The organism is Laribacter hongkongensis DSM 14985 (assembly GCF_000423285.1).
Lineage (GTDB): Bacteria > Pseudomonadota > Gammaproteobacteria > Burkholderiales > Aquaspirillaceae > Laribacter > Laribacter hongkongensis.
Genome location: NZ_AUHR01000017.1, coordinates 40,972 through 61,872 on the forward strand (window position 1 = coordinate 40,972; position 20,901 = coordinate 61,872).

At 65.4% G+C, this 20,901-nt stretch carries 21 protein-coding genes and 1 rRNA gene; 21 read left to right on the plus strand and 1 reads right to left on the minus strand.

The features are described 5' to 3' along the window. The first annotated feature begins 38 nt into the window (after positions 1–38). The 5 genes from smc to G542_RS0112300 all read left to right on the plus strand — a co-directional run bounded on the left by smc (position 39) and on the right by G542_RS0112300 (position 8,591). Positions 39–3,527: a chromosome segregation protein SMC gene (gene smc / locus G542_RS0112280; RefSeq protein WP_027824266.1), complete on the plus strand. Its 3,489-nt coding sequence runs from the start codon at positions 39–41 to the stop codon at positions 3,525–3,527. 83 nt (positions 3,528–3,610) lie between these two features. Further along, positions 3,611–4,969, plus strand: coding sequence for a cell division protein ZipA C-terminal FtsZ-binding domain-containing protein (locus G542_RS0112285; protein ID WP_012698320.1), 1,359 nt, complete (start codon positions 3,611–3,613; stop codon positions 4,967–4,969). 4 nt (positions 4,970–4,973) lie between these two features. Beyond that, entirely contained in the window at positions 4,974–7,052 is a 2,079-nt protein-coding gene (ligA, locus tag G542_RS0112290; protein ID WP_027824267.1) for an NAD-dependent DNA ligase LigA, read from the plus strand. Between the two features lie 33 nt (positions 7,053–7,085). Further along, entirely contained in the window at positions 7,086–7,955 is an 870-nt protein-coding gene (gene galU, locus G542_RS0112295; protein WP_012698318.1) for a UTP--glucose-1-phosphate uridylyltransferase GalU, read from the plus strand. Between the two features lie 93 nt (positions 7,956–8,048). Then, complete coding sequence (locus G542_RS0112300; protein WP_012698316.1) at positions 8,049–8,591, plus strand: hypoxanthine-guanine phosphoribosyltransferase; 543 nt, start codon at positions 8,049–8,051, stop codon at positions 8,589–8,591. 58 nt (positions 8,592–8,649) lie between these two features. Here the strand turns inward: G542_RS0112300 and G542_RS0112305 are convergent, their stop codons facing one another. Further along, a complete protein-coding gene (locus G542_RS0112305) occupies positions 8,650–9,372 on the minus strand; it encodes an SDR family oxidoreductase (protein ID WP_027824268.1) in 723 nt (240 codons plus the stop codon). 105 nt (positions 9,373–9,477) lie between these two features. On the opposite strand from G542_RS0112305, the gene G542_RS16825 reads away from it, so the two are divergent. The 16 genes from G542_RS16825 to G542_RS0112385 all read left to right on the plus strand — a co-directional run. Beyond that, on the plus strand, positions 9,478–10,311 hold the full coding sequence (locus G542_RS16825) for a LysR family transcriptional regulator (RefSeq protein WP_012698314.1): 834 nt from the start codon (positions 9,478–9,480) through the stop codon (positions 10,309–10,311). A 358-nt stretch (positions 10,312–10,669) separates the two neighbouring features. Then, complete coding sequence (locus G542_RS0112315; protein WP_034985813.1) at positions 10,670–11,848, plus strand: 50S ribosomal protein L11 methyltransferase; 1,179 nt, start codon at positions 10,670–10,672, stop codon at positions 11,846–11,848. Continuing rightward, a complete protein-coding gene (locus G542_RS0112320; protein ID WP_012698311.1) occupies positions 11,841–12,203 on the plus strand; it encodes an FKBP-type peptidyl-prolyl cis-trans isomerase in 363 nt (120 codons plus the stop codon). Before G542_RS0112315 ends, G542_RS0112320 begins: the two co-directional genes overlap by 8 nt. Positions 12,204–12,355: 152 nt before the next feature. Next, the gene (locus G542_RS18565; RefSeq protein ID WP_147640251.1) at positions 12,356–12,505 is read left to right on the plus strand and encodes a DUF3149 domain-containing protein; all 150 of its coding nucleotides are present in this window, start codon (positions 12,356–12,358) and stop codon (positions 12,503–12,505) included. Between the two features lie 58 nt (positions 12,506–12,563). Next, positions 12,564–13,328 (plus strand): S-methyl-5'-thioinosine phosphorylase, encoded by a 765-nt coding sequence (locus tag G542_RS0112330; protein ID WP_012698309.1) that lies wholly within the window; start codon positions 12,564–12,566, stop codon positions 13,326–13,328. A gap of 122 nt (positions 13,329–13,450) precedes the next feature. After that, positions 13,451–13,930 carry a Fe-S cluster assembly transcriptional regulator IscR gene (iscR, locus tag G542_RS0112335; RefSeq protein WP_012698308.1) on the plus strand — a complete coding sequence of 160 codons (480 nt, stop codon included), beginning with the start codon at positions 13,451–13,453 and terminating at the stop codon, positions 13,928–13,930. Between the two features lie 28 nt (positions 13,931–13,958). Next, complete coding sequence (locus G542_RS0112340) at positions 13,959–15,176, plus strand: IscS subfamily cysteine desulfurase (protein ID WP_027824270.1); 1,218 nt, start codon at positions 13,959–13,961, stop codon at positions 15,174–15,176. Positions 15,177–15,236: 60 nt separating this feature from the next. Then, entirely contained in the window at positions 15,237–15,626 is a 390-nt protein-coding gene (gene iscU, locus G542_RS0112345) for a Fe-S cluster assembly scaffold IscU (protein WP_012698306.1), read from the plus strand. 10 nt (positions 15,627–15,636) lie between these two features. Continuing rightward, a complete protein-coding gene (gene iscA, locus G542_RS0112350) occupies positions 15,637–15,960 on the plus strand; it encodes an iron-sulfur cluster assembly protein IscA (RefSeq protein ID WP_012698305.1) in 324 nt (107 codons plus the stop codon). 68 nt (positions 15,961–16,028) lie between these two features. After that, positions 16,029–16,544: a Fe-S protein assembly co-chaperone HscB gene (gene hscB, locus G542_RS0112355; RefSeq protein ID WP_012698304.1), complete on the plus strand. Its 516-nt coding sequence runs from the start codon at positions 16,029–16,031 to the stop codon at positions 16,542–16,544. A gap of 48 nt (positions 16,545–16,592) precedes the next feature. Further along, positions 16,593–18,452, plus strand: a complete 1,860-nt coding sequence (gene hscA, locus G542_RS0112360; protein ID WP_012698303.1) for a Fe-S protein assembly chaperone HscA — start codon at positions 16,593–16,595, stop codon at positions 18,450–18,452. Between the two features lie 12 nt (positions 18,453–18,464). Beyond that, positions 18,465–18,803: an ISC system 2Fe-2S type ferredoxin gene (gene fdx, locus G542_RS0112365; protein ID WP_012698302.1), complete on the plus strand. Its 339-nt coding sequence runs from the start codon at positions 18,465–18,467 to the stop codon at positions 18,801–18,803. After that, entirely contained in the window at positions 18,803–19,309 is a 507-nt protein-coding gene (locus G542_RS0112370; protein ID WP_051190051.1) for a YbaK/EbsC family protein, read from the plus strand. Before fdx ends, G542_RS0112370 begins: the two co-directional genes overlap by 1 nt. After that, positions 19,306–19,500, plus strand: a complete 195-nt coding sequence (iscX, locus tag G542_RS0112375) for a Fe-S cluster assembly protein IscX (RefSeq protein WP_027824272.1) — start codon at positions 19,306–19,308, stop codon at positions 19,498–19,500. Before G542_RS0112370 ends, iscX begins: the two co-directional genes overlap by 4 nt. 118 nt (positions 19,501–19,618) lie before the next feature. Beyond that, positions 19,619–20,524 (plus strand): isochorismatase family protein, encoded by a 906-nt coding sequence (locus G542_RS19295; protein WP_162142363.1) that lies wholly within the window; start codon positions 19,619–19,621, stop codon positions 20,522–20,524. 273 nt (positions 20,525–20,797) lie between these two features. Next, positions 20,798–20,901, plus strand: a 16S ribosomal RNA gene (locus G542_RS0112385); the annotation flags it as partial.

Genomic DNA, 20,901 nt, shown 5'->3' on the forward strand with positions numbered 1-20,901 from the left:
ATCCGCCTCTTTCCTGCTTACCGGATATCCCTGCAACCGTGCGTCTGACCCATATCAAGCTCGCTGGCTTCAAGTCCTTTGTCGATCCCACCGCCATCCCCGTACCCGGGCAACTGGTGGCCGTGTGCGGACCCAACGGCTGCGGCAAGTCCAACGTGATCGACGCCGTGCGCTGGGTGCTGGGCGAATCGTCCGCCAAACAACTGCGCGGCGAATCAATGCAGGACGTGATCTTCAACGGCTCCTCCACCCGCAAGCCCGCCGGCCGCGCATCGGTCGAACTGGTGTTCGACAACAGCGAAGGCCGTGCTGCCGGTGCCTGGGGCCAGTACGGCGAAATCGCCATCAAGCGCGTGCTCACCCGTCAGGGTGATTCCAGCTACTGGATCAACGGCCAGCAGGTGCGCCGGCGCGACATTGCCGACCTCTTTCTCGGTACCGGCGTCGGCACCAAGGGCTACGCCGTCATCGAGCAGGGCATGATTTCGCGCATCATCGAAGCCAAGCCCGAAGAGCTGCGCCATTACCTCGAAGAAGCCGCCGGCGTGTCCAAATACAAGGAACGCCGGCGCGAAACCGAGTCGCGCCTGAACGACACCCGCGACAACCTGTCGCGCCTGAACGACATCCGCGAAGAACTCACCCGCCAGGTCGACCGGCTGGCCGGACAGGCCGAGGTCGCCCGCCAGTACCAGACCATGCGCGAGCAGCTGGCGCAGCAGCAGAACCTGCTGGCCTTGGTGAAAAAACGCGAAGCCCAGGAAGGCGAAGCCCGCGCGCAGGCCGAACTGGCCCGGCTGGAAACCGAACTGGCCATGCTGTCCGGGCGCGGCAGCGAACTGGACGCAGCCATCGAAGAAGCCCGCGAAGCGCATTTCGCCGCCAACGAGCAGGTCGACCGCTGCCAGCAGCATCTGGCCGGCGTCAGCGCCGACGTGGCCCGGCTGGAAGAACAGGCCCGCCACGTCAAGGACAACGCCGCCCGCATCGAGCGCGACCGCAACGCCGCCCGCACCGAGCAGGTGGCCCTGTCGGCCCAGGCCAACCAGGTCAGCGAAGAGCTGGCCCACTGGCACGAACGCCAGGCCGAAGCCGAGCTGCTGGCCGAGGATGCCGCATTTGCCCGCGAAAGCGGAGACGACAGCCTGCCGGACGCCGAACTCCGTTTCCGGCAGCTGGACCAGCAGCTTGCCGGCCTGACCGACCGGCTGGCCGAACTGACCCGCCGGCGCGACCTCGCCCGGCAGCAGGCCGAGCATGGCGCCCGCGCCCTGCGCGCACTGGCCGAACGGCGGGGCCGGCTAGCCGACGAAGCCGCCGTGCTGGACCTGCCGGCCCCCGGCGAACTGGCGGCCGCCGTGGCAGCCAGCGAAGCGGCTGCCTCCGCCCTGCTGGCTGCCCGCCAGCAGGCGACTGAACAGGAAGCCGCCCTCTCGGCGCTGGATCAAGCCCGCGAGCAGCACGAACAGCAGCGCGCCACCCTGCGCGACGAGCTGGCCCGCCACGAAGCCGAAGCCAGCGCCCTGCAACGGCAGATCGACACCGCGCTGGCGCGCGCCGGACTGGCTGACTGGCTGGCCCGGGAAGGACTGGCCGACGCGCCGGACCTGCTCGCCGTCCTGCAGGTGGAACCGGGCTGGCAGGCAGCGCTGGAAGCGGCGCTGGGCACGGCCACCGTCCGCCAGACCGGGCGTCTGCCGGGCAGCGTGCCGCCGGCGCCGGTGGTGCTGGTGGACCGGCCGGCAACAGCCGGTGCTTTGCGCCCTGCCGCTGCGCTGACGCCCCTGCTGGAACGGGTACGGCTGAGCGACGAGCGCTTTGCTCCGTGGCTGCACGACATGCTGGCCGGTGCCTGTTCGGCCGGCTCGCTGGAAGAAGCACTGGCGGCCCGCGACCGGCTGGCAGCCGGGGAGCGCTGCTTTACCCCCGAAGGCCATGTGGTCAGCCCGACTGCCGTCCAGTATTTCGCACCGTCCGCCGAAGGCTCGCCACTGGCGCGTCAGGCCGAACTGGACGCCCTGCGGGTCCGTATCGGCGAAGTGCAGCCGGCGCTGTGGGAAGCCGAAGCCCGGCTGACGCAGCTCGACAGCGAACGCCAGGTCGCGCGCGAGGCCATCCGCGACGCGCAGCAGGCGCTGGAAGCCGCCCGCCAGCAGGATACCGACACCCGCCTGCAGCGTTCACGGCTCGAGCAGCAGCGCGAACAGGGCGAGGCCCGGGCGGCCGCGATCGAGGCCGAGCAAAAGCGCTTGCAGGAAGACGAAGCCCACGAGCGGCAGGCCATCGACGACGCCGAACTGACGGCCGAGGAGGCCGCCATGGCGCTGGAAGAACTGGACGGCGAGCTGGAAGAAGTCCGGCTGGCGCGGCTGGACGCGGAAACCGGGCTGGCACTGGCCCGTGACAAGGCGCGCGAACTGGAGCGGCAGGCGCAGGAAAGCCGTTTTCAGCTGGCCTCGGCCCGCCAGCATGTGGATGAGCTGACCCGGCGGCAGCAGGATCTCGAAGAGCGTCTGGAAAGCCTGGCAGAACGGCTGGAAAGCCTGGTGCTGGAAGCCGAGCAATACCTCGACGACGATCTGGAAGACCGCCTGCACGAAGCCCTGTACGCCCGCGAACAGGCGCTGGAATCGGTGACCCAGGCACGGGATGCCGCCCACGAGGCCGAAGCCCGGCTGCGGCAGTACACCCGTGCCAGAACCGAAGCCGAAGCCGGCCTGTCGCCGGTGCGCGAGGCCATCAGCCAGATGCTGCTCAAGGCCCAGGAGGCCCGGCTGGCCTTCGAACGGTTTGACGAAGAACTGCGCGAGGCCGGTGCCGACGAAGCGGCGCTGGTCGCGCTGCTGCCGGAGGCAAAAAAGGCCGGTGCCCTGACGGCCGATATCGGCCGGCTGGCGCAGGCGATTGCCGCGCTGGGTGCCGTCAACCTGGCAGCGCTGGACGAGCTGGAAGCCGCCCGCGAGCGTGAAGGCTATCTGGCCCACCAGCACGATGACCTGGTGGCGGCGATGAATACGCTGGAGGAGGCCATCGCCCGGATCGACGGCGAAACCCGCGAGCAGCTGCGGACCACGTTCGATGCGGTCAATGCATCGATGACCGAGCTGTTCCCGCTTTTGTTCGGCGGCGGACAGGCGCGGCTGGTGCTGACCGGAGAGGACCTGCTCGATGCCGGGGTGCAGATCATTGCCCAGCCGCCTGGCAAAAAGAACAGCACGATTTATCTGCTGTCCGGCGGCGAAAAGGCCCTGACGGCCATGAGCCTGGTGTTTTCGCTGTTCCGCCTCAATCCGGCGCCGTTCTGCCTGCTGGACGAAGTGGATGCGCCGCTTGACGACGCCAATACCGGGCGCTTCTGCGAGCTGGTGAAAAAAATGTCCGACCGCACGCAGTTCCTGTACATCAGCCACAACCGCCTGACCATGGAAATGGCCGAGCAGCTGGTGGGCGTGACCATGCAGGAGCAGGGGGTCAGCCGTATCGTGGCAGTCGACATTGTCGAAGCACTGAAGATGCGCGACGCCTGAGAAAAGGTACGCAGTACATGCACCCGCGCTAACGCTGGGTATAATCGCCGGACTACTCCGATCATCGACAGTACTGCGACGTAATGACCGACCTGCACTATGGCCTCCTTGGCGTGGGGGCATTCGTGATTGCTCTGGTGTATGGCTACAACCAGTGGCAGGAGCACCGTTTCCGCCAGAAAACCCGTGAAGCCTTCCAGAAAAACCAGGGCGACCCGCTGCTTGACGCCGCGCCGGCCCAGGTGCGCGACGGCATGGGGGGCGAGCGGCTGGAGCCGCGGCTGAACACGGCCGGCGAGGCTGACGACCGCCCGGACACCGGCCTGCCGCCCCTGTCGGCGCTTGAGCCTGACCCGGTGCTGCCGGCAGCCGAACCGCTGCCGACCCTCGGTGCCGACGACGTGCCGCTGGTTGCGCCGGAGCCACAGGTGGCCGCGGCGCCACTGGTCGAACCGGCCTTGCCTGATCTCGCCACCGACGTGGTGCCGCCGGTGGTGGCCGTGGCTGCCGAACCGGTGGAACTGCCGGCCGAGGCCGAATACTTGCCGGTGCCGCCCTTGGCGGAAGAGGCGCTGGTGGCCGAAGCAGTACCGGTGCCTGCCGGTCCGTCGCTGGACCAGGACGACTGCCAGGCGGTGGCCCGGGCCCTGCTGGACCCTTCTCTCGACTTCATCGCCACCGTGCGCTTTGATCCGCCGGTGCGCCTGCCCGCCTGGCCGCGCATCGGTGTCGAGCGGCAGGTGCAGATGGTGGCCAAGCTGGCGCACGGCGACTGGGTGCTGGCCGGCAGCGAGCCGCCGGCAGCAGCGCTGGCCGAGCTGGACATCGGCCTGCAACTGGTGGACCGGCGCGGCCTGATCAGCGAGGGAGACATCCAGCGTTTCAACGACCAGGTGCTGGCCTTTGCCGCCGGCTTCAATGCCGACGTGGCGCTGCCGCAGCGCGACGAAGTGCTGCGCGAAGCCCGTGACCTTGATGCTTTCTGCGCCGAGGTCGACGTGCTGGTCGGCATCAACCTGGTGGCCGGCCAGCCGTTCTTCGGCACCAAGCTGCGCAGCCTTGCCGAGGCCAACGGCATGAAGCTGGAGGCGGACGGGCAGTTTCATGCCTATTCGGACTCCGGCAGTCACCTGTATACGCTGATGTCCAGCGACAGCCGGCCGTTCGTGTCGCAGGAACTGCTGGAAAAGCGTTTCAGCCAGGTCACCCTGCTGTTTGACGTGCCGCGTGTCGCCGGATGCGCCACGGTCTTTGACCGGGCGGTATTGTTTGCCCAGCAACTGGCGCGGTCCCTCAAGGCCGATCTGGTCGATGACGCCGGCCGGCCGCTGACCGAGGCCGGTCTGCAGACCATTCGCCAGCAACTCAAAGCGATTCACTCGCGCATGGACGACCGCGGCATCGCTGCGGGATCGGTCACCGCCCTGCGCCTGTTTGCCTGACCCCATGACCGACCTGAACCCGACGGCGCGCGCAGCCGGACTGCGCGCGCTTTTGCATCGTTACAACCACGAATATTACGTACTCGACGCCCCCAGCGTGCCGGATGCCGAGTACGACCGCCTGTTCCGCGAGCTGGAAGCGCTGGAAGCAGCGCATCCGGAGCTGGCGAGTGCCGACTCGCCGACCCGCCGGGTCGGTGGCGCTCCGCTGGCGGCCTTTGCCAGCGTGACGCACCGCTTGCCCATGCTGTCGCTCAACAACGTGTTTTCCGACATGCAGGACAGCGATCCGGCCGGCCGCCATGCCGAGCTGGCAGCGTTCGACCAGCGCGTGCGCGACGGGCTGGGGCTGGCTGAAGTCGAATACGCCGTGGAGCCCAAGTTTGACGGGCTGGCGGTCAGCCTGGTGTACGAGCACGGCGTGCTGGTGCAGGGCGCCACCCGCGGCGACGGTGAGACCGGCGAAAACGTCACCGAAAACCTGCGCACCGTGCGCTCGATTCCCCTGCGGCTGGAAAATGCTCCCGGAGACGACCTGTTCGCCCCGGCCGCTGTTCCTGCCCGCTTGGAGGTGCGCGGCGAGGTGCTGATGCTCAAGCGGGATTTCGAACGCCTGAACAGCGAACAGGACGCCGCCGGACTCAAGCGTTTTGCCAATCCGCGCAATGCCGCGGCCGGCAGCCTGCGACAGCTGGATTCGCGCATCACTGCCAGCCGCCGGCTGACGTTTTTTGCCTACGCCGTGGCCGAAGCTGACGGTGTCAGCCTGCCGGCCACCCATTCGGCCACGATGGACTGGCTGGCCGGGCTGGGGCTGCCGGTCAGCCGCCAGCGATCGGTGGTGCGCGGGCTGGCCGGGCTGACCGGTGCCTATGAAGCCATGCTGGCGCAGCGTGCCGGCCTGCCGTTCGACATCGACGGCGTGGTGTACAAGGTCAACCGCCTGTCAGAACAGGCGCGCCTTGGATTCGTGTCGCGGGCACCGCGGTTTGCGGTGGCGCACAAGTTCCCCGCCGAAGAGGCGCTGACGGTGGTCGAGGACATTACGGTACAGGTGGGGCGCACCGGGGCGATCACGCCGGTGGCGCGCCTGCATCCGGTGTTTGTCGGCGGCGTGACCGTGACCAACGCCACGCTGCACAACGAAGACGAAGTCCGGCGCAAGGACGTGCACGTGGGCGATACCGTCATCGTGCGGCGGGCCGGTGACGTGATCCCGGAAGTGGTCAGCGTGCTGGCCGAGCGCCGCCCTCCGCAGGCGCGCGCCTTCGAGATGCCGCTCGTATGTCCGGTGTGCGGCTCGCACATCGTGCGCGAGGCAGACGAAGCGGTGGCGCGCTGCTCGGGCGGGCTGTACTGCTCGGCGCAACGCAAGCAGGCCTTGCAGCACTTTGCCAGCCGCAAGGCGCTGGACGTCGAGGGGCTGGGAGAAAAACTGGTCGACCAGCTGGTGGATGCCGGACTGGTGCATACGCCGGCCGATCTCTTTGCCCTGGACCAGCCGGCGCTGGCACGGCTGGAACGCATGGGCGACAAGAGCGCCGAAAACCTGGTGCGGGCGCTGGATGCCTGCCGCCACACTACGCTGGCGCGGTTTGTCTACGCGCTGGGTATCCGCAATGTCGGCGAGGCCACTGCGCGTGATCTCGCCAGGCATTTCGGTACACTGGACGCATTGATGGCCGCTGACCAGGACATGCTGATGACGGCGCCGGACGTGGGGCCGATCGTCGCCCGGTCGATCGTGGACTTTTTTGCCGAGGCGCATAACCGCGAGGTCGTGGATGCCCTGCTGGCAGCCGGTGTCAGCTGGCCTGTGGTCGAAACCGTGACGAGTGCCGGCGTGGCCGGGGTCAGCGGCAAGACTTTCGTGCTGACCGGCACGCTGCCGACCCTGGGCCGCGATGATGCCAAGGCCCGGATCGAGGCTGCCGGCGGCAAGGTGACCGGCAGCGTGTCGAAAAAAACCCATTACGTGGTTGCGGGCGAAGCTGCCGGCAGCAAGCTCGACAAGGCGCACGAGCTGGGCATTACCGTACTGGACGAGGCCGCCCTGCTGGCCTTGCTGGCCGGTAACGCCTGACTTGAACCTGATTTGCATTGAAGAAGGAACGTCATGAAACCGATTCGCAAGGCCGTGTTTCCGGTGGCCGGAATGGGCACCCGCTTTTTGCCGGCCACCAAGGCCAGCCCCAAGGAAATGCTGCCGGTCGTGGACAAGCCGCTGATCCAGTATGCCGTTGAGGAGGCCGTGGCTGCCGGCATTACCGAACTGGTGTTCGTCACCGGCCGCAGCAAGCGGGCCATCGAGGACCACTTCGACAAGGCCTACGAACTGGAAACCGAACTGGAGCTGCGCAACAAGCACCGGCTGCTGGATACCGTGCGGGGCATCCTGCCGCGCAACGTGTCGTGCCTCTACACCCGCCAGACCGAGGCGCTGGGGCTTGGTCATGCCGTGCTGTGCGCCCGGCCGGCCGTGGGCGACGAGCCGTTTGCCGTGATCCTGGCCGACGACCTAGTGGATTCGCCCTCCGGCGCGGTGGCCGAGCTGGTCGGACATTACCAGACCGTCGGTGCATCGGTGCTGGGTGTGGAACGGGTAGACCCGCGCGATACCGGTTCGTACGGCATTGTCGAGGTGGTGCCGGCCGAAGGCAGCCAGCGGGTCACCAGCATCGTGGAAAAACCGCATCCGGACGTGGCGCCTTCAAACCTGGCGGTGATCGGGCGCTATATCCTGACACCGGCGATTTTTGACAAGCTGCGTACCGTGACGCCAGGTGCCGGCGGGGAAATCCAGCTGACCGACGGCATTGCCATGCTGATGCAGGACGAAGCCGTGTTTGCCAAACCGCTGTCGGGCGTGCGCTATGACTGCGGCTCCAAGCTGGGTTACCTGAAAGCGACGGTCGACTTTGCCCTTCGTCACCCCGAGGTCGGCCGCGGCTTTGCCGACTGGCTAGAATCGCGCCACGCCGGGTAGAATCCGCGCCGGAATCATTTTTGAAACATCGCAGCCGCTTCCTGCAACCGGGGGCGGCTCTTGTTTTTCGGGTTTGAGAAGGAAGCCATCATCATGCCGAATATTGCCGCTGCCCGCGGGTTGCTCAACAGTGCTGACGTCTTGTTCACGGCCGAACAGTGCAGCGCCGCCATCGAACGCATGGCCACCGACATTACTGCCGAGCTTGGCGAAACCTATCCGCTGGTGCTGTCGGTCATGGGCGGCGCCGTGGTGTTTTCCGGCCAGTTGCTGCCGCGTCTGGCATTTCCGCTGGACTTTGACTACGTGCATGTCAGCCGCTACGGCGACAAGACCCATGGCGGCGAACTGACCTGGCGCACGGCACCGAAAGAAGACGTGCGTGACCGCGTGGTACTGGTGCTCGACGACATCCTCGACGAGGGCGAAACCATGGCCGCCATCCGCGAAAAAGTGCTGGGCATGGGGGCCAAGGCGTTTTACAGCGCCGTGTTTGCCAACAAGCTGATCGACAAGGTCAAGCCGATCAAGGCCGATTTTGTCGGCCTGGACGTGCCCAACCGCTATGTCTTCGGCTACGGCATGGACGTGCGCGGTGCCTGGCGCAACCTGCCGGCCATCTACGCCCTCAAGTAAGCCGGGCGTGTTGCTGCCGGAAAAAAGCCGCCTTGTGGCGGCTTTTTGCATGGTGGCTTCAGGGCTCCTGCCGGGTCGCCGCCAGTACGATCTCGCGGATGCACAGATGCTGGGGCTGCTGGTAGGCATAGCGCACGGCTTCGGCAATGTCCTCCGCGGCTATCACGCCGCCCATGCCGGCCTTCCAGCTTTCGTAGCCGGCCTTGATCGCCTTGTCGGTCGTGTGGCCGAGCAATTCGGTTTCCACTGCTCCGGGAGCAATGGTGATGACCCGTACATCCTGCATGGCGACTTCTTCGCGCAGGTTTTCCGAGATGGCGTGCACGGCAAACTTGGTGCCGCAATAGGCTGCGTGGTTGGGGAAGGTCTTGCGCCCGGCGACGGAGCTGATGTTGATGATGGTGCCGTGGCGGCGGGCGAGCATGCCGGGCAGCACGGCATGAATGCCGTTGAGCACGCCTTTGACATTGACATCAAGCATCCGGTCCCATTCCTGCGGGTCCTGGGTCGCCAGCTGGCCCAGCAGCATCTGTCCTGCATTGTTGACGATCAGGTCAGCCGGCCCGAACCGGCTTTCCGCTTCGGCCACGGCCGCGGCAACAGCCGCCCGGTCGGTGATGTCCACCTCGCGGCACAGGCAGTCCGGTAACCCGAGTGCCTCAAGCCGGTCGAGCCGGCGTGCCAGCAGCAGCAGAGGATGCCCCAGCGCTGCAAAACGCTGGGCAATGGCGGCTCCGATCCCGGAGCTGGCGCCGGTGACAATCACGAGCGGTTGGGTCATGTAACACTCCTGAAATAGATGAATATGATGGATCAAGTGGCCGGAGCACTATAGTCCGGCGTCAATTGGCTTGAAAATGGATTGTTTCCATCGGAGGTATCGATCATGTCTATGGATGTGCGCCACCTGAGAGCGTTTGTGGCGGTATTTGAAGCCCGCAATGTCACGCAGGCGGCCCGGCTGTTATGCATTACCCAGCCGACCCTGTCGGCCACGTTGTCCCAGCTGGAAGCGTCACTCGGCACCCGGTTGTTTTTGCGTCAGGCGCGCGGGGTCGAACCGCTGGAGGCTGCCCGGCGGCTGTATCCGCAGGCCAGGCGCCTGCTGGCCGAGCTGTCGGGGCTGTCCCGGCAGGTGCGGGACGATGTGCCGCGACATCCGCTGCGGGTCGGGGTGGAGGCGGACGTGGGGCGACTGCATGTGGCCGGAATGCTGGCGGCTGTGGTGGCCCTGTCGTCGGTAGAGGTCGAGGTGCAGCCCGGCTGCTGGGGTGACGTACGGCTCGGATGCGAAACCCTGTGTTGCGAGGACGAGCTTTTTTTGCCGTTGTGGGAGGAGGCATTTGTGCTGGCCGTGCCGGCGGTGCATCCGCTGGCGACACTCACTGAGGCCGGAACGGCGGAACTGGCCGGCATGGACTGGGTGATCTGCCCGGCTCACGACTCGCATCAGCGGCTGCTGGCCTGGATGGGAGGGCAGATGCCTGGCCGGACGGTGGTGGCCGGTTCCCTGAGCCTTGCTGCCGCAATGGCGGCCGCCGGGCTGGGCGTGGCCTGGTTGCCATCCTCGCTGCTGGAGGGAAACGTCTGCGGAGTACCCTTGCACGGAGGAACATACCGTCGCCGGATCGGCCTTTGCTACGCTCCGGACATGCGTGAACTGCCCGCCGTATCGGCCCTGCTGGCGGCTTTCGCCGAGGTGGAGCCCGCCGCAGGATGACGACCCTGGGGCGGCCTGCATTGCCAGAGGGCGCTGGGGGGAAATTCCAGAGCGGTCAGGTTGTTTGGCATGCAGACCGTCCGTCCGGTGCCGGCGGTGGCAGTCTTGTCGATCGGCTGCCCGGCGAACCGGAGGTCACCTGATGGTCCGGAAAGCCGCCCGTCAGGGCGCAGGCGTTTTCCCGTGAGCCATGAATGCGGGGTGCTGACGGGCGGAATGCCTTTCGGGCAGGCATGCAACTTTGTAACCGGGGCCACGCTGCCGGACCTGGCCTGACTGGCCGGTATGGTTGCATCTGCCCTGCTCCCCCTGCAAACTTGCTGGTTTTTCATGGATTTTCGGATGGTCGCTCATGCCCATGGCTCCCGTTGACGCTTCATTCCCGGCTGCTCCGGCCCTGATCTGCTGGCAGGACCGGCGGGGCAATCCGCAGCAGGCCCGCTGGCGTTCCGAAGCCGGCGTACCGCCACACGCAGAGATCGAGTTGGCGGGCGACAACCTGCCGCCCGAGCAGGCCTTGCAGCGGGTGCAGCAGGGAGTCGCCTTGCTGTGGCAGGGCGACTGGGTGCGGGCGCGCCATTTCATGCAGGCGCTGGGCCGGCTGGCCGACCGGCAGCTGCATGCCTCCCGCGGCAAGCCGGCACGGGATGCCGGTGAAGCCTTTGCCCGGCACCGGACGCAGCAGGGGCAGCGGGCCGCGTGGCTGGGCCGGGTGCTGGTGCCGCTGACGGCAGATTACCGGGTGCCGCTGCGTCGGGCGCAGAACGTACAGGCAGCTTGCCAAGAGGCCTATGGCCCGGTCGGAACCGAGGCTTCCGTGGTAGCGCTGCGCGAACTGCTGGCGGTCATCAGCGCGCATGAGTGGCGCAAGAAAGGCGTGCCGGTAGCGGCCGTGCACGGGAGCATCCATCCGCACTACGGCGTGTTTTCGCCGGTGCGGGGCGAGTATGTCGGTCTGGTGGCGAATGCACCGTTGCCGCCGCAGGCGGAGCTGGCGTTCGACATCGGCACCGGTTCGGGCGTGCTGGCAGCCGTGCTGGCCCGCCGTGGCGTGGCCAGGGTCATCGCGACCGACCAGGACCCGCGGGCGCTGGCCTGCGCTGCCGACAACCTGGTCCGGCTGGGACTGGCGGAGCAGGTCGAGGTGCGGCAGGCCGACCTGTTTCCGGCCGGGCGGGCCGGGCTGGTGGTGTGCAATCCGCCGTGGCTGCCGGCACAGCCGACCTCACCCATCGAATACGCCGTGTACGACCCGGACTCGGCCATGTTGCGCGGCTTTCTGGCCGGGCTGGCCGGACACCTGACGCCGGAAGGCGAGGGCTGGTTGATTTTGTCGGATCTGGCCGAACACCTGGGCCTGCGCTCGCGTGAGCAGCTGCTGGACTGGATTGCCGGTGCCGGCCTGCGGGTGCTGGGCCGGCTGGATACGGCGCCGTGCCATCCCAAGGCGCATGACGGCCGCGACCGGCTGCATGCCGCGCGGGCGCAGGAAGTGACGTCGCTGTGGCGCCTTGGCGTGGCGTCCGGACATGAATGAACCACAGGATGCAATGAAGATGATGCAAGACGTGCAGGTGACGGATGTCGTGGTGGGTGAGGGCCGGGAAGTGGTGAAAGGCGCGCTGATCACCACGCAGTACCGCGGCTGGCTGGAGGACGGCAGCGAGTTTGATTCTTCCTGGTCGCGCGGCAAGCCGTTCCAGTGCGTGATCGGCACCGGCCGGGTGATCCGCGGCTGGGACATCGGTCTGGCCGGCATGCGGGTGGGCGGTACGCGCCGCCTGCGGGTGCCGGCGGCACTCGGCTACGGTGACCGCCAGGTCGGCCGCATCCCGCCGCATGCCGACCTGCATTTCGAGATCGAGCTGCTGGAAGTGCTGACCCGCGACTGACGCGGGTTCTGGCGTGCTTTTCTGGTAGTCGCCGTGCTGTTCCGAAAAAAAACAGGCCTTTAACCTGGCGTTAAAGGTCAATCACTTGAGCTTAAATCTCGACCGGCAATCTGCCCTGCATCGAAGCAAGACGAATGCGAAAGGGGCGGATCATGGCGTTGTGGATCGATTTGCTGGGTAGCGAGGCGGGGCTGATGAGCGTGGCCGGCATGGGACTGGCAGTGGCCAAGTTTGTCTGGATCATCCGTTACATGCTGCGTGAAATGCGGCGCGAAACCGCGCTGGTGTCCTCCGGGCACTGAAGCAGGCTGGCGCGGGGAATGGTATGTTGGCGGAATCCCGAGTCTTGAGGAGTCCTGCATGCTGGCCATCATCGGCGGCAGCGGCCTGACCCGCCTGCCTGACCTTGTCATCACCCACCGCCAGATCGTGCGTACGCCGTATGGCGAGCCGTCCGGCGCCCTGACTTTCGGCAACCTGGCGGGCCAGGGCGTGGTGTTTCTGGCCCGCCATGGCTACAGCCATACGCTGGCGCCGCACGAGATCAACTACCGCGCCAACATCTGGGCGCTGGCGAGACAGAATGTGTCCGGCATCGTCGGCGTGGGCTCGGTCGGCGGGATTTCTGCCGCCATGCAGCCCGGCATGGTGGCCGTGCCGGACCAGTTGCTCGATTACACTTGGGGTCGGGCACATACCTTCTTCGAGGGCGATGACGTGCCGGTGGTGCATGTGGATTTCACCTGGCCCTACGATGCCGGACTGCGCCGGCGCTTGCTGGACGCTGCCGCCGCTTGCGGCGTGCCGCTTGCTGACGGTGGCGTGTATGCCTGCGTGCAGGGGCCGCGTCTGGATACTGCCGCCGAGATCCGCCGGCTGGAGCGGGACGGGGCCGACATGCTGGGCATGACCGGCATGCCGGAGGCCGTGCTGGCGCGCGAACAGGGCATCCCGTATGCCAGCCTGTGTCCGGTGGTCAACTGGGCTGCCGGCAAGGGCGACAGCACCCGGGAAGTCAGCTTCAGCACCAGTTCGCCATCGTTTGCCGAGGCGCTGGGCACGGTACAGCGGGTGCTGGCGCAGCTGGTGGGCGGCGTCGCCTGCGCGTTGCCGGATGCACCCTGATTCCATGCTGCGGTGCAATGCGCATTGGCGGTATCATGCGCGGGTATCGCATCGATTCAATGGTTGACTAAATTAGTCGGGTTTAGTACGCTCGCGTGAAAGATCACCCGAGAGAGAACGACATGCGACTGACCACCAAGGGCCGCTTTGCCGTCACTGCCATGCTGGACCTCGCACTCCGACAACACAAGGGGCCGGTGACGCTGGCTGGCATCAGCGAGCGGCAGGACATTTCCCTCTCCTATCTCGAACAGCTCTTCGGCAAGCTGCGGCGGGCCGAGCTGGTCGAGAGCATCCGCGGTCCCGGCGGCGGTTACTGTCTGGCCCGCCAGCCGGCAGCCATCACGGTGGCCGACATCATCATCGCAGTTGACGAGCCGCTCGACGCCACCCAGTGCGGTGGTCGCGAGGACTGTCACGACAGCCGCCGCTGCATGACCCACGATCTCTGGATCGACCTCAACCGCACCATTTACGCCTACCTCGAAGGTATCACCCTTGGCAGCCTGATGGACCGGCAGCGCGCCCAGAACGGCGAAGCCGTACTGGTGGATGCCCGGGCCGACCGGCCGGCTGCCGGCGACGCGCGTGCGGTTGCCTGACATTCCCGGCCCTCTGCTGGAGCTTCAAATGAGCCAACTGAAATTCCCGATCTATCTCGACTATTCGGCCACCACCCCGATTGATCCGCGCGTGGCAGAGAAGATGATTCCCTTCCTGACCGAAAAATTCGGCAACCCCGCTTCGCGCAGCCACAGCTACGGCTGGGAAGCCGAGGAAGCGGTCGAGAACGCACGGGCCGAAGTGGCCCGGCTGATCAATGCCGATCCGAAGGAAATCATCTGGACCTCGGGTGCCACCGAGTCGGACAACCTGGCGATCAAGGGTGCTGCCCACTTTTACCAGAGCCGCGGCAAGCACCTCATCACCGTCAAGACCGAACACAAGGCGGTGCTGGACACCTGTCGCGAGCTGGAGCGCGAGGGCTTTGAAGTCACCTACCTGCCGGTGCAGGAAAACGGCCTGATCGACCTTGAAGTGTTCAAGGCTGCCATCCGCCCGGACACCATCGTCGTGTCGGTGATGTTCGTGAACAACGAAATCGGCGTGATCCAGGACATTCCCGCCATCGGCGACATCTGCCGCGAAAAAGGCATCATCTTCCACGTTGACGCCACCCAGGCCCCGGGCAAGGTCAGGATCGACCTCAGCGAACTCAAGGTCGACCTGATGAGCCTGTCGGCGCACAAGGTCTATGGCCCCAAGGGCATCGGTGCCCTGTACGTGCGCCGCAAGCCGCGCGTGCGCCTTGAAGCCCAGATGCACGGTGGCGGCCACGAGCGCGGTTTCCGCTCCGGCACGCTGGCCACCCACCAGATCGTCGGCATGGGCGAGGCCTTCCGCATCGCCCGCGAGGAAATGGACGAAGAACAGGCCTGCATCGCCCGCCTGCGCGACCGCATGTGGAACGGCATCAAGGACATGGAAGAGGTCTACATCAACGGCGACCTCGAACACCGCGTGCCCAACAACCTCAACGTCAGCTTCAACTTCGTCGAGGGCGAAAGCCTGATCATGGCGATCAAGGAACTGGCCGTGTCGTCCGGCTCGGCCTGCACCTCGGCCTCGCTGGAGCCGTCCTATGTGCTGCGCGCCCTTGGCCGCAACGACGAACTGGCGCACAGCTCGATCCGATTCACCCTCGGCCGCTTCACCACCGAAGAAGAAATCGACTTTGCCGTCCGGCTGCTCAACGACAAGATCGGCAAGCTGCGCGAACTGTCGCCGCTGTGGGAAATGTACAAGGACGGCATCGACCTCAATACGGTCGAATGGGCTGCACACTGATATCGGCATTCACGGCAGCCGGCCCCGGGCGGGCTGCCGCAGGCAACAAGGAACAGGGACATGGCTTACAGCGAAAAGGTTATCGAGCACTACGAACACCCGCGCAACGTCGGTTCGTTTGAAAAGGGCGACAGCAGCGTGGGCACCGGCATGGTGGGCGCTCCGGCCTGTGGCGACGTGATGAAGCTCCAGATCAAGGTCAATGAAAACGGCGTGATCGAGGATGCGAAATTCAAGACCTACGGCTGCGGTTCGGCGATTGCATCCAGCTCGCTGGTGACCGAGTGGGTCAAGGGCAAGACGCTCGACGAGGCGCTGGCGATCAAGAACACCGCCATTGCCGAAGAACTGGCTCTGCCGCCGGTCAAGATCCACTGCTCGATCCTCGCCGAGGATGCCATCAAGGCCGCCGTCAAGGATTACCGCGAAAAGCACGGCAGCCAGGAATAAGGAGAGCAGCATGGCAATTACCCTGAGCGAACGTGCCGCTACCCATGTGCTGGGTTTTCTCGCCCGCCGCGGCAAGGGCGTGGGCCTGCGGCTGGGAGTCAAGACCTCGGGCTGTTCGGGCATGGCCTACAAGCTGGAATTCGTCGACGTGCCCGACCCTGACGACATCAGCTTTGAAAGCCACGGCGTGACCGTGTTTACCGACGCCAAGAGCCTGGCCTACATCGACGGCACCGAACTCGACTACACCAAGGAAGGCCTGAACGAGGGCTTCCGGTTCAACAACCCCAACGTCAAGAACGAGTGCGGTTGCGGCGAAAGTTTCAACGTCTGATACCGATTCCGGCCGGTACGCCGTCCGTAACCGGATGGCTGCCGGCCTTTTTGCTGCCGAGTGCTGTCATGTCGTATTTTGAGCTGTTCGATTTGCCCGTCCGCTTTGCGGTCGACGGCGAGGCCCTGGAGACGGCGTACCGCAAGGTACAGGCCGAAGTGCATCCCGACCGTTTTGCCTCTGCTCCCGAAGCCGAACGCCGGCGTGCGCTGGAGCTGGCCACCGAGGCCAACGAGGCATTCCAGACCCTGCGTTCCCCGGTGGCGCGGGCCCGCTACCTGCTGCAACTGCGCGGCATCGATACACAGGAAGAAACCAATACCGCCATGCCGGTGGATTTCCTGATGGCGCAGATGGAATGGCGCGAAGCCGTGGCCAATGCCCGTGCTGCCAGCGATGTCGAAGGCCTGGAGCAACTGGCCGCCGCCGTGCGTGCCGACCGGGATGAGCTGGTCGCCGCACTGGTCCGGTCGCTGGACGTGACGCAGGAATATGACGTTGCCGCGCTTGGCGTGAGAAAATTGCGTTTTCTCGACAAGCTCGACCAGGAAATCGGCGACGCCATCGAGTCGCTGCTGTTCTGATTGCCGCCGGCTCCAGCCGGCTTGCCGCCACCCGTTCAAAGATTGCCCATGGCTCTGTTGCAGATTGCTGAACCCGGCCTGTCCGCCGCTCCCCACCAACATCGTCTGGCGGTCGGTATCGACCTCGGCACCACCAATTCGCTGGTTGCCACCGTGCGCAGCGGTGCGGCCACCGTCCTGCCGGACGAGCATGGCTACCACCTGCTGCCGTCCGTCGTGCGTTACACCGAAGACGGCGCAACGGAAGTCGGTTACGCCGCCCGTGCGCACCAGAGCGACGATCCCCACAATACCGTCGTGTCGGTCAAGCGCTTCATGGGCCGCGGCCTGAGCGATCTGGCCGACGCTGCCGCCACACCGTACCGGTTCGTTGATGCGCCGGGCATGGTGCGGCTGGTGACCCGGCAGGGTGAAAAATCGCCGGTCGAGGTGTCCGCCGACATCCTGCGCGCACTCAAGGCGCGGGCCGAATCCAGTCTGGGGGGTGAGCTGACCGGTGCCGTCATCACCGTGCCGGCCTATTTTGACGACGCCCAGCGGCAGGCCACCAAGGATGCCGCACGGCTGGCGGGGCTCAATGTCCTGCGGCTTTTGAACGAACCGACAGCCGCCGCGATTGCCTACGGCCTCGACAATGCTGCCGAAGGCACCTATGTCGTGTACGACCTCGGGGGCGGCACGTTCGACGTGTCGATCCTCAGGCTTACCCGTGGCGTGTTCGAAGTGCTGGCGACCAGCGGCGATTCGGCCCTGGGCGGCGATGACTTTGACCACCGCATCTATTGCTGGCTGCTGGAAAAGGCCGGCCTGTCGCAACTGCCGGACGGCGACATTCGCCGGCTGCTGACCCTCGCCCGTGCCGCCAAGGAACACCTGACCGACAACACCTCGGCCCGCATCAATACCGTGCTTTCGGACCGGCAGGTGATTGACCTCGAACTCAGCCGCGACGAGCTGGCGGCCATTACCCGCACGCTGGTCGACAAGACCCTGCTGCCGGTGCGGCGCGCTCTGCGCGATGCCCGGATCAGCGTGGACGACGTCAAGGGCGTGGTGCTGGTGGGCGGGGCCACGCGCATGCCGCAGGTCCGGCGCGCCGTGGGGGATTTCTTCAAGCGTCCGCCGCTGACCAATCTTGACCCGGACCAGGTGGTGGCCATCGGTGCGGCCATGCAGGCCAACGTGCTGGCCGGCAACAAGGGCGAGGACGACTGGCTGCTGCTGGACGTGACGCCACTGTCGCTGGGGCTGGAAACCATGGGCGGGCTGGTCGAGAAGATCATCCCGCGCAACAGCACCATTCCTACCGCCCGGGCGCAGGAATTCACCACGTTCAAGGACGGCCAGACCGCCATGGCCGTGCATGTGCTGCAAGGAGAGCGCGAGCTGGTGTCCGATTGCCGCAGCCTGGCGCGTTTCGAGCTGCGCGGCATTCCGCCGATGGTGGCCGGTGCCGCCCGTATCCGCGTGACTTTCCAGGTGGATGCCGACGGCCTGCTGTCGGTTGCTGCGCGTGAACAGTCCAGCGGTGTGGAGGCCAGCATCACCATCAAGCCGAGCTACGGCCTGACGGACGACCAGATCACCCAGATGCTGACCGATTCGCTGGCCCACGTGAAAGACGACATTGCCGCGCGCAAGCTGCGCGAGGCCGTCGTCGATGCCGAAAGCCTGATTGCCACCACTGATGCGGCACTCAAGAGCGATGGCGACCTGCTGGCCCCGAGTGAGTTGCAGGCCATCGATAATGCCGTGGCCGCCTTGCGCAGCGCCATTGCCGCCCAGCAGACCGTGGCCATCAATGCCGCGACTGCCAGACTGAACGATGCGACCAACGATTTTGCCTCGCGTCGCATGGATCGCAACATCCGCCGGGCGCTGGCCGGGCAGAAGATCAGCGATCTTTGAGGAGACTGAAACATGCCGAAAATCATCGTGCTGCCGCACGCCGACCTGTGCCCGGATGGCGCCGTGATTGATGCGCAGACCGGACAGAGCATCTGCGAAGCGCTGCTGGAACACGACATCGAAATCGAGCACGCCTGCGAGATGAGCTGTGCCTGCACGACGTGCCACTGCATCGTGCGCGAAGGCTTTGATTCGCTCAACGAGGCGGACGAGCTGGAAGAAGACCTGCTGGACAAGGCGTGGGGGCTGGAAGCGCAGTCCCGCCTGTCGTGCCAGGCCGTGGTGGCCGGCGAGGACCTGGTGATCGACATTCCGCGCTATACCATCAACCATGCCCGGGAGACACACTGATGACACCGTTGGCTGAAATCGAAGCGGGCGGCAGTGTTGCCCGGGTGGCCGAGGCGCTGGCAGGCCTCGGACTGGAAACACCGATCCTCGCCGTGCCGGCATCGACCCGGACTGCCGCCGAGGCGGCTGCCGTGGTGGGCTGTCAGGTGGCGCAGATTGCCAAGACCGTGGTGTTCCGCGACAAGACCCATGACACGCATATCGTCGTGGTGGCCTGTGGCAGCAACCGGATCTGCACGCAAAAGCTGGCGCAGCTGACCGGCAGCAAGATCGGCCGGGCGGATGCCGACTTTGTGCGTGAGCGCAGCGGCTTTGCCATTGGCGGCGTGTCGCCGGTCGGGCACCGGCAGGCGCCGTCAGCCCTGCTGATCGACGAGGAGCTGCTGACGCTGGGGGATGTCTATGCTGCGGCAGGCAGCCCGTTTGCCATTTTCCGCACCACGGGCGCCGAGCTGGCTGCCGCGACGGGCGGGCAGGTGGTCAACATCAAGGAGGATGCAGCATGAAGTGGACCGACAGTCTGGACATTGCCATTGCCCTGTCTGAGTGTCACCCGGAGGTTGATCCGAAGGCCCTGCGCTTTACCGAATTGCGCGAGTGGGTCATGGCCCTGCCGGAGTTTGACGACGAGGCCGGCCGCTGTGGTGAAAAAATCCTGGAGGCCATCCAGATGGCGTGGATCGACGAGGTTGAGTGATCTGCATTGTCGTGTCTGCCGCACCGGGCCCCGTTTGACGGGGCCTTTTCTTTTGCCGGGTTGACGGTGATGCGCGGCATGACAAATGATGTGCCTTCTTGCCAAGGAGAATTCACTCATGCTGATTGACGTCAAACGGGCCACCCTGCTGGTGGTGGATGTGCAGGACAAGTTGCTGCCGGCTATCGACCAGCACGAGGCACTGCAAGAGAGCCTGCTCCGGCTGGTTGGCGCAGCGGTGGATGCCGGCTTGCCGGTGGTGTTCTCCGAGCAGTATCCGCAAGGGCTGGGTGGAACGACGCCAGCACTGCTGGCTCTGGCACCTGAAGCTCCGGTGGTGGAGAAGGTGCATTTTTCCTGCGTGGCCGGCGACTGCCTGCCCGAGAGCCTGTGGCAGCGCGATCAGGTGGTGGTGTGTGGTGCGGAAACCCATGTCTGCGTGTTGCAGACCGTGCTGGAACTGCTGGAGGCCGGCAAGCGGGTGTTTCTGGTGCGGGACGCGGTCGGATCGCGCTCGGCGCTGGACCGGGAGACCGGGTTGCTGCGCATGCAGCAGGCTGGTGCAACGCTGGTGACCCGCGAAATGGTGTTGTTCGAAACGTTGCGGCAGGCAGGGACGGATCTGTTCCGGCACATGAGCCGGCGCTACCTGATCGAAGACGCGCCATTGGCCAACAGCCGGGTGTCCGATGCCTTGCGGCAATCACAGGTACGTGGCAAGTGCTTTACCGATATCCTGGCGCTGTTGCCGAGGCCGCACGGAGCTTTGCGCTTGCGTAGCATTTGCGGCACCGAGGCTGATGTATTGCTGGATGACCTGCCGGGGCAGAGTGGTTCCTGGAGGGTCTATGGCTATCTGCTGCGCCATTTTGACGGAGAAGTGGGAAAGGATGCAGCGCAGGCGGGGCTGGTCTTGTATGCCGAGCATGTTGCAGACGCTCGGGAACATCCGGGAAAGCATCCGAATATCGACCGTTTGCTGGCGATTGTCGCTGGTCGTGGCGCCGTTCTTAGCCATGTCTGAAATAAAATCCTATACATAACAAACCTCTAGCCTTTTTCCAATCATGTTTTGCGGATTTTTGGCAAAGAAGTGTTGACGGGTTGTGGTGAGGTGGGTATAGTTCGCCACCTCGCTGCACGACGCAGCGCCGGCTGGTCCGGAAAGCTCTTTAACAAACGAACAACCGATAAGTGTGAGCGCTTGTGGAAACCCACAGGCTCGCACTTCAAATAGACGCAAGGAAAAACATTTTCTTGTCGTTTCTTTGAGCAAGCCAAGTACTTAGCTGAGATTGAACGAAAGAGTTTGATCCTGGCTCAGATTGAACGCTGGCGGCATGCTTTACACATGCAAGTCGAACGGTAACAGGGACTTCGGTCTGCTGACGAGTGGCGAAC

Excerpts from the sequence above, each read along its gene's own strand:
- G542_RS0112285 (WP_012698320.1), top strand. The coding sequence starts at position 3,611 with ATGACCGACCTGCACTATGGCCTCCTTGGCGTGGGGGCATTCGTGATT.
- ligA (WP_027824267.1), top strand. The coding sequence starts at position 4,974 with ATGACCGACCTGAACCCGACGGCGCGCGCAGCCGGACTGCGCGCGCTT.
- galU (WP_012698318.1), top strand. The coding sequence starts at position 7,086 with ATGAAACCGATTCGCAAGGCCGTGTTTCCGGTGGCCGGAATGGGCACC.
- G542_RS0112300 (WP_012698316.1), top strand. The coding sequence starts at position 8,049 with ATGCCGAATATTGCCGCTGCCCGCGGGTTGCTCAACAGTGCTGACGTC.
- G542_RS0112305 (WP_027824268.1), bottom strand. The coding sequence starts at position 9,372 with ATGACCCAACCGCTCGTGATTGTCACCGGCGCCAGCTCCGGGATCGGA.
- G542_RS16825 (WP_012698314.1), top strand. The coding sequence starts at position 9,478 with ATGTCTATGGATGTGCGCCACCTGAGAGCGTTTGTGGCGGTATTTGAA.
- G542_RS0112315 (WP_034985813.1), top strand. The coding sequence starts at position 10,670 with ATGGCTCCCGTTGACGCTTCATTCCCGGCTGCTCCGGCCCTGATCTGC.
- G542_RS0112320 (WP_012698311.1), top strand. The coding sequence starts at position 11,841 with ATGAATGAACCACAGGATGCAATGAAGATGATGCAAGACGTGCAGGTG.
- G542_RS18565 (WP_147640251.1), top strand. The coding sequence starts at position 12,356 with ATGGCGTTGTGGATCGATTTGCTGGGTAGCGAGGCGGGGCTGATGAGC.
- G542_RS0112330 (WP_012698309.1), top strand. The coding sequence starts at position 12,564 with ATGCTGGCCATCATCGGCGGCAGCGGCCTGACCCGCCTGCCTGACCTT.
- iscR (WP_012698308.1), top strand. The coding sequence starts at position 13,451 with ATGCGACTGACCACCAAGGGCCGCTTTGCCGTCACTGCCATGCTGGAC.
- G542_RS0112340 (WP_027824270.1), top strand. The coding sequence starts at position 13,959 with ATGAGCCAACTGAAATTCCCGATCTATCTCGACTATTCGGCCACCACC.
- iscU (WP_012698306.1), top strand. The coding sequence starts at position 15,237 with ATGGCTTACAGCGAAAAGGTTATCGAGCACTACGAACACCCGCGCAAC.
- iscA (WP_012698305.1), top strand. The coding sequence starts at position 15,637 with ATGGCAATTACCCTGAGCGAACGTGCCGCTACCCATGTGCTGGGTTTT.
- hscB (WP_012698304.1), top strand. The coding sequence starts at position 16,029 with ATGTCGTATTTTGAGCTGTTCGATTTGCCCGTCCGCTTTGCGGTCGAC.
- hscA (WP_012698303.1), top strand. The coding sequence starts at position 16,593 with ATGGCTCTGTTGCAGATTGCTGAACCCGGCCTGTCCGCCGCTCCCCAC.
- fdx (WP_012698302.1), top strand. The coding sequence starts at position 18,465 with ATGCCGAAAATCATCGTGCTGCCGCACGCCGACCTGTGCCCGGATGGC.
- G542_RS0112370 (WP_051190051.1), top strand. The coding sequence starts at position 18,803 with ATGACACCGTTGGCTGAAATCGAAGCGGGCGGCAGTGTTGCCCGGGTG.
- iscX (WP_027824272.1), top strand. The coding sequence starts at position 19,306 with ATGAAGTGGACCGACAGTCTGGACATTGCCATTGCCCTGTCTGAGTGT.
- G542_RS19295 (WP_162142363.1), top strand. The coding sequence starts at position 19,619 with ATGCTGATTGACGTCAAACGGGCCACCCTGCTGGTGGTGGATGTGCAG.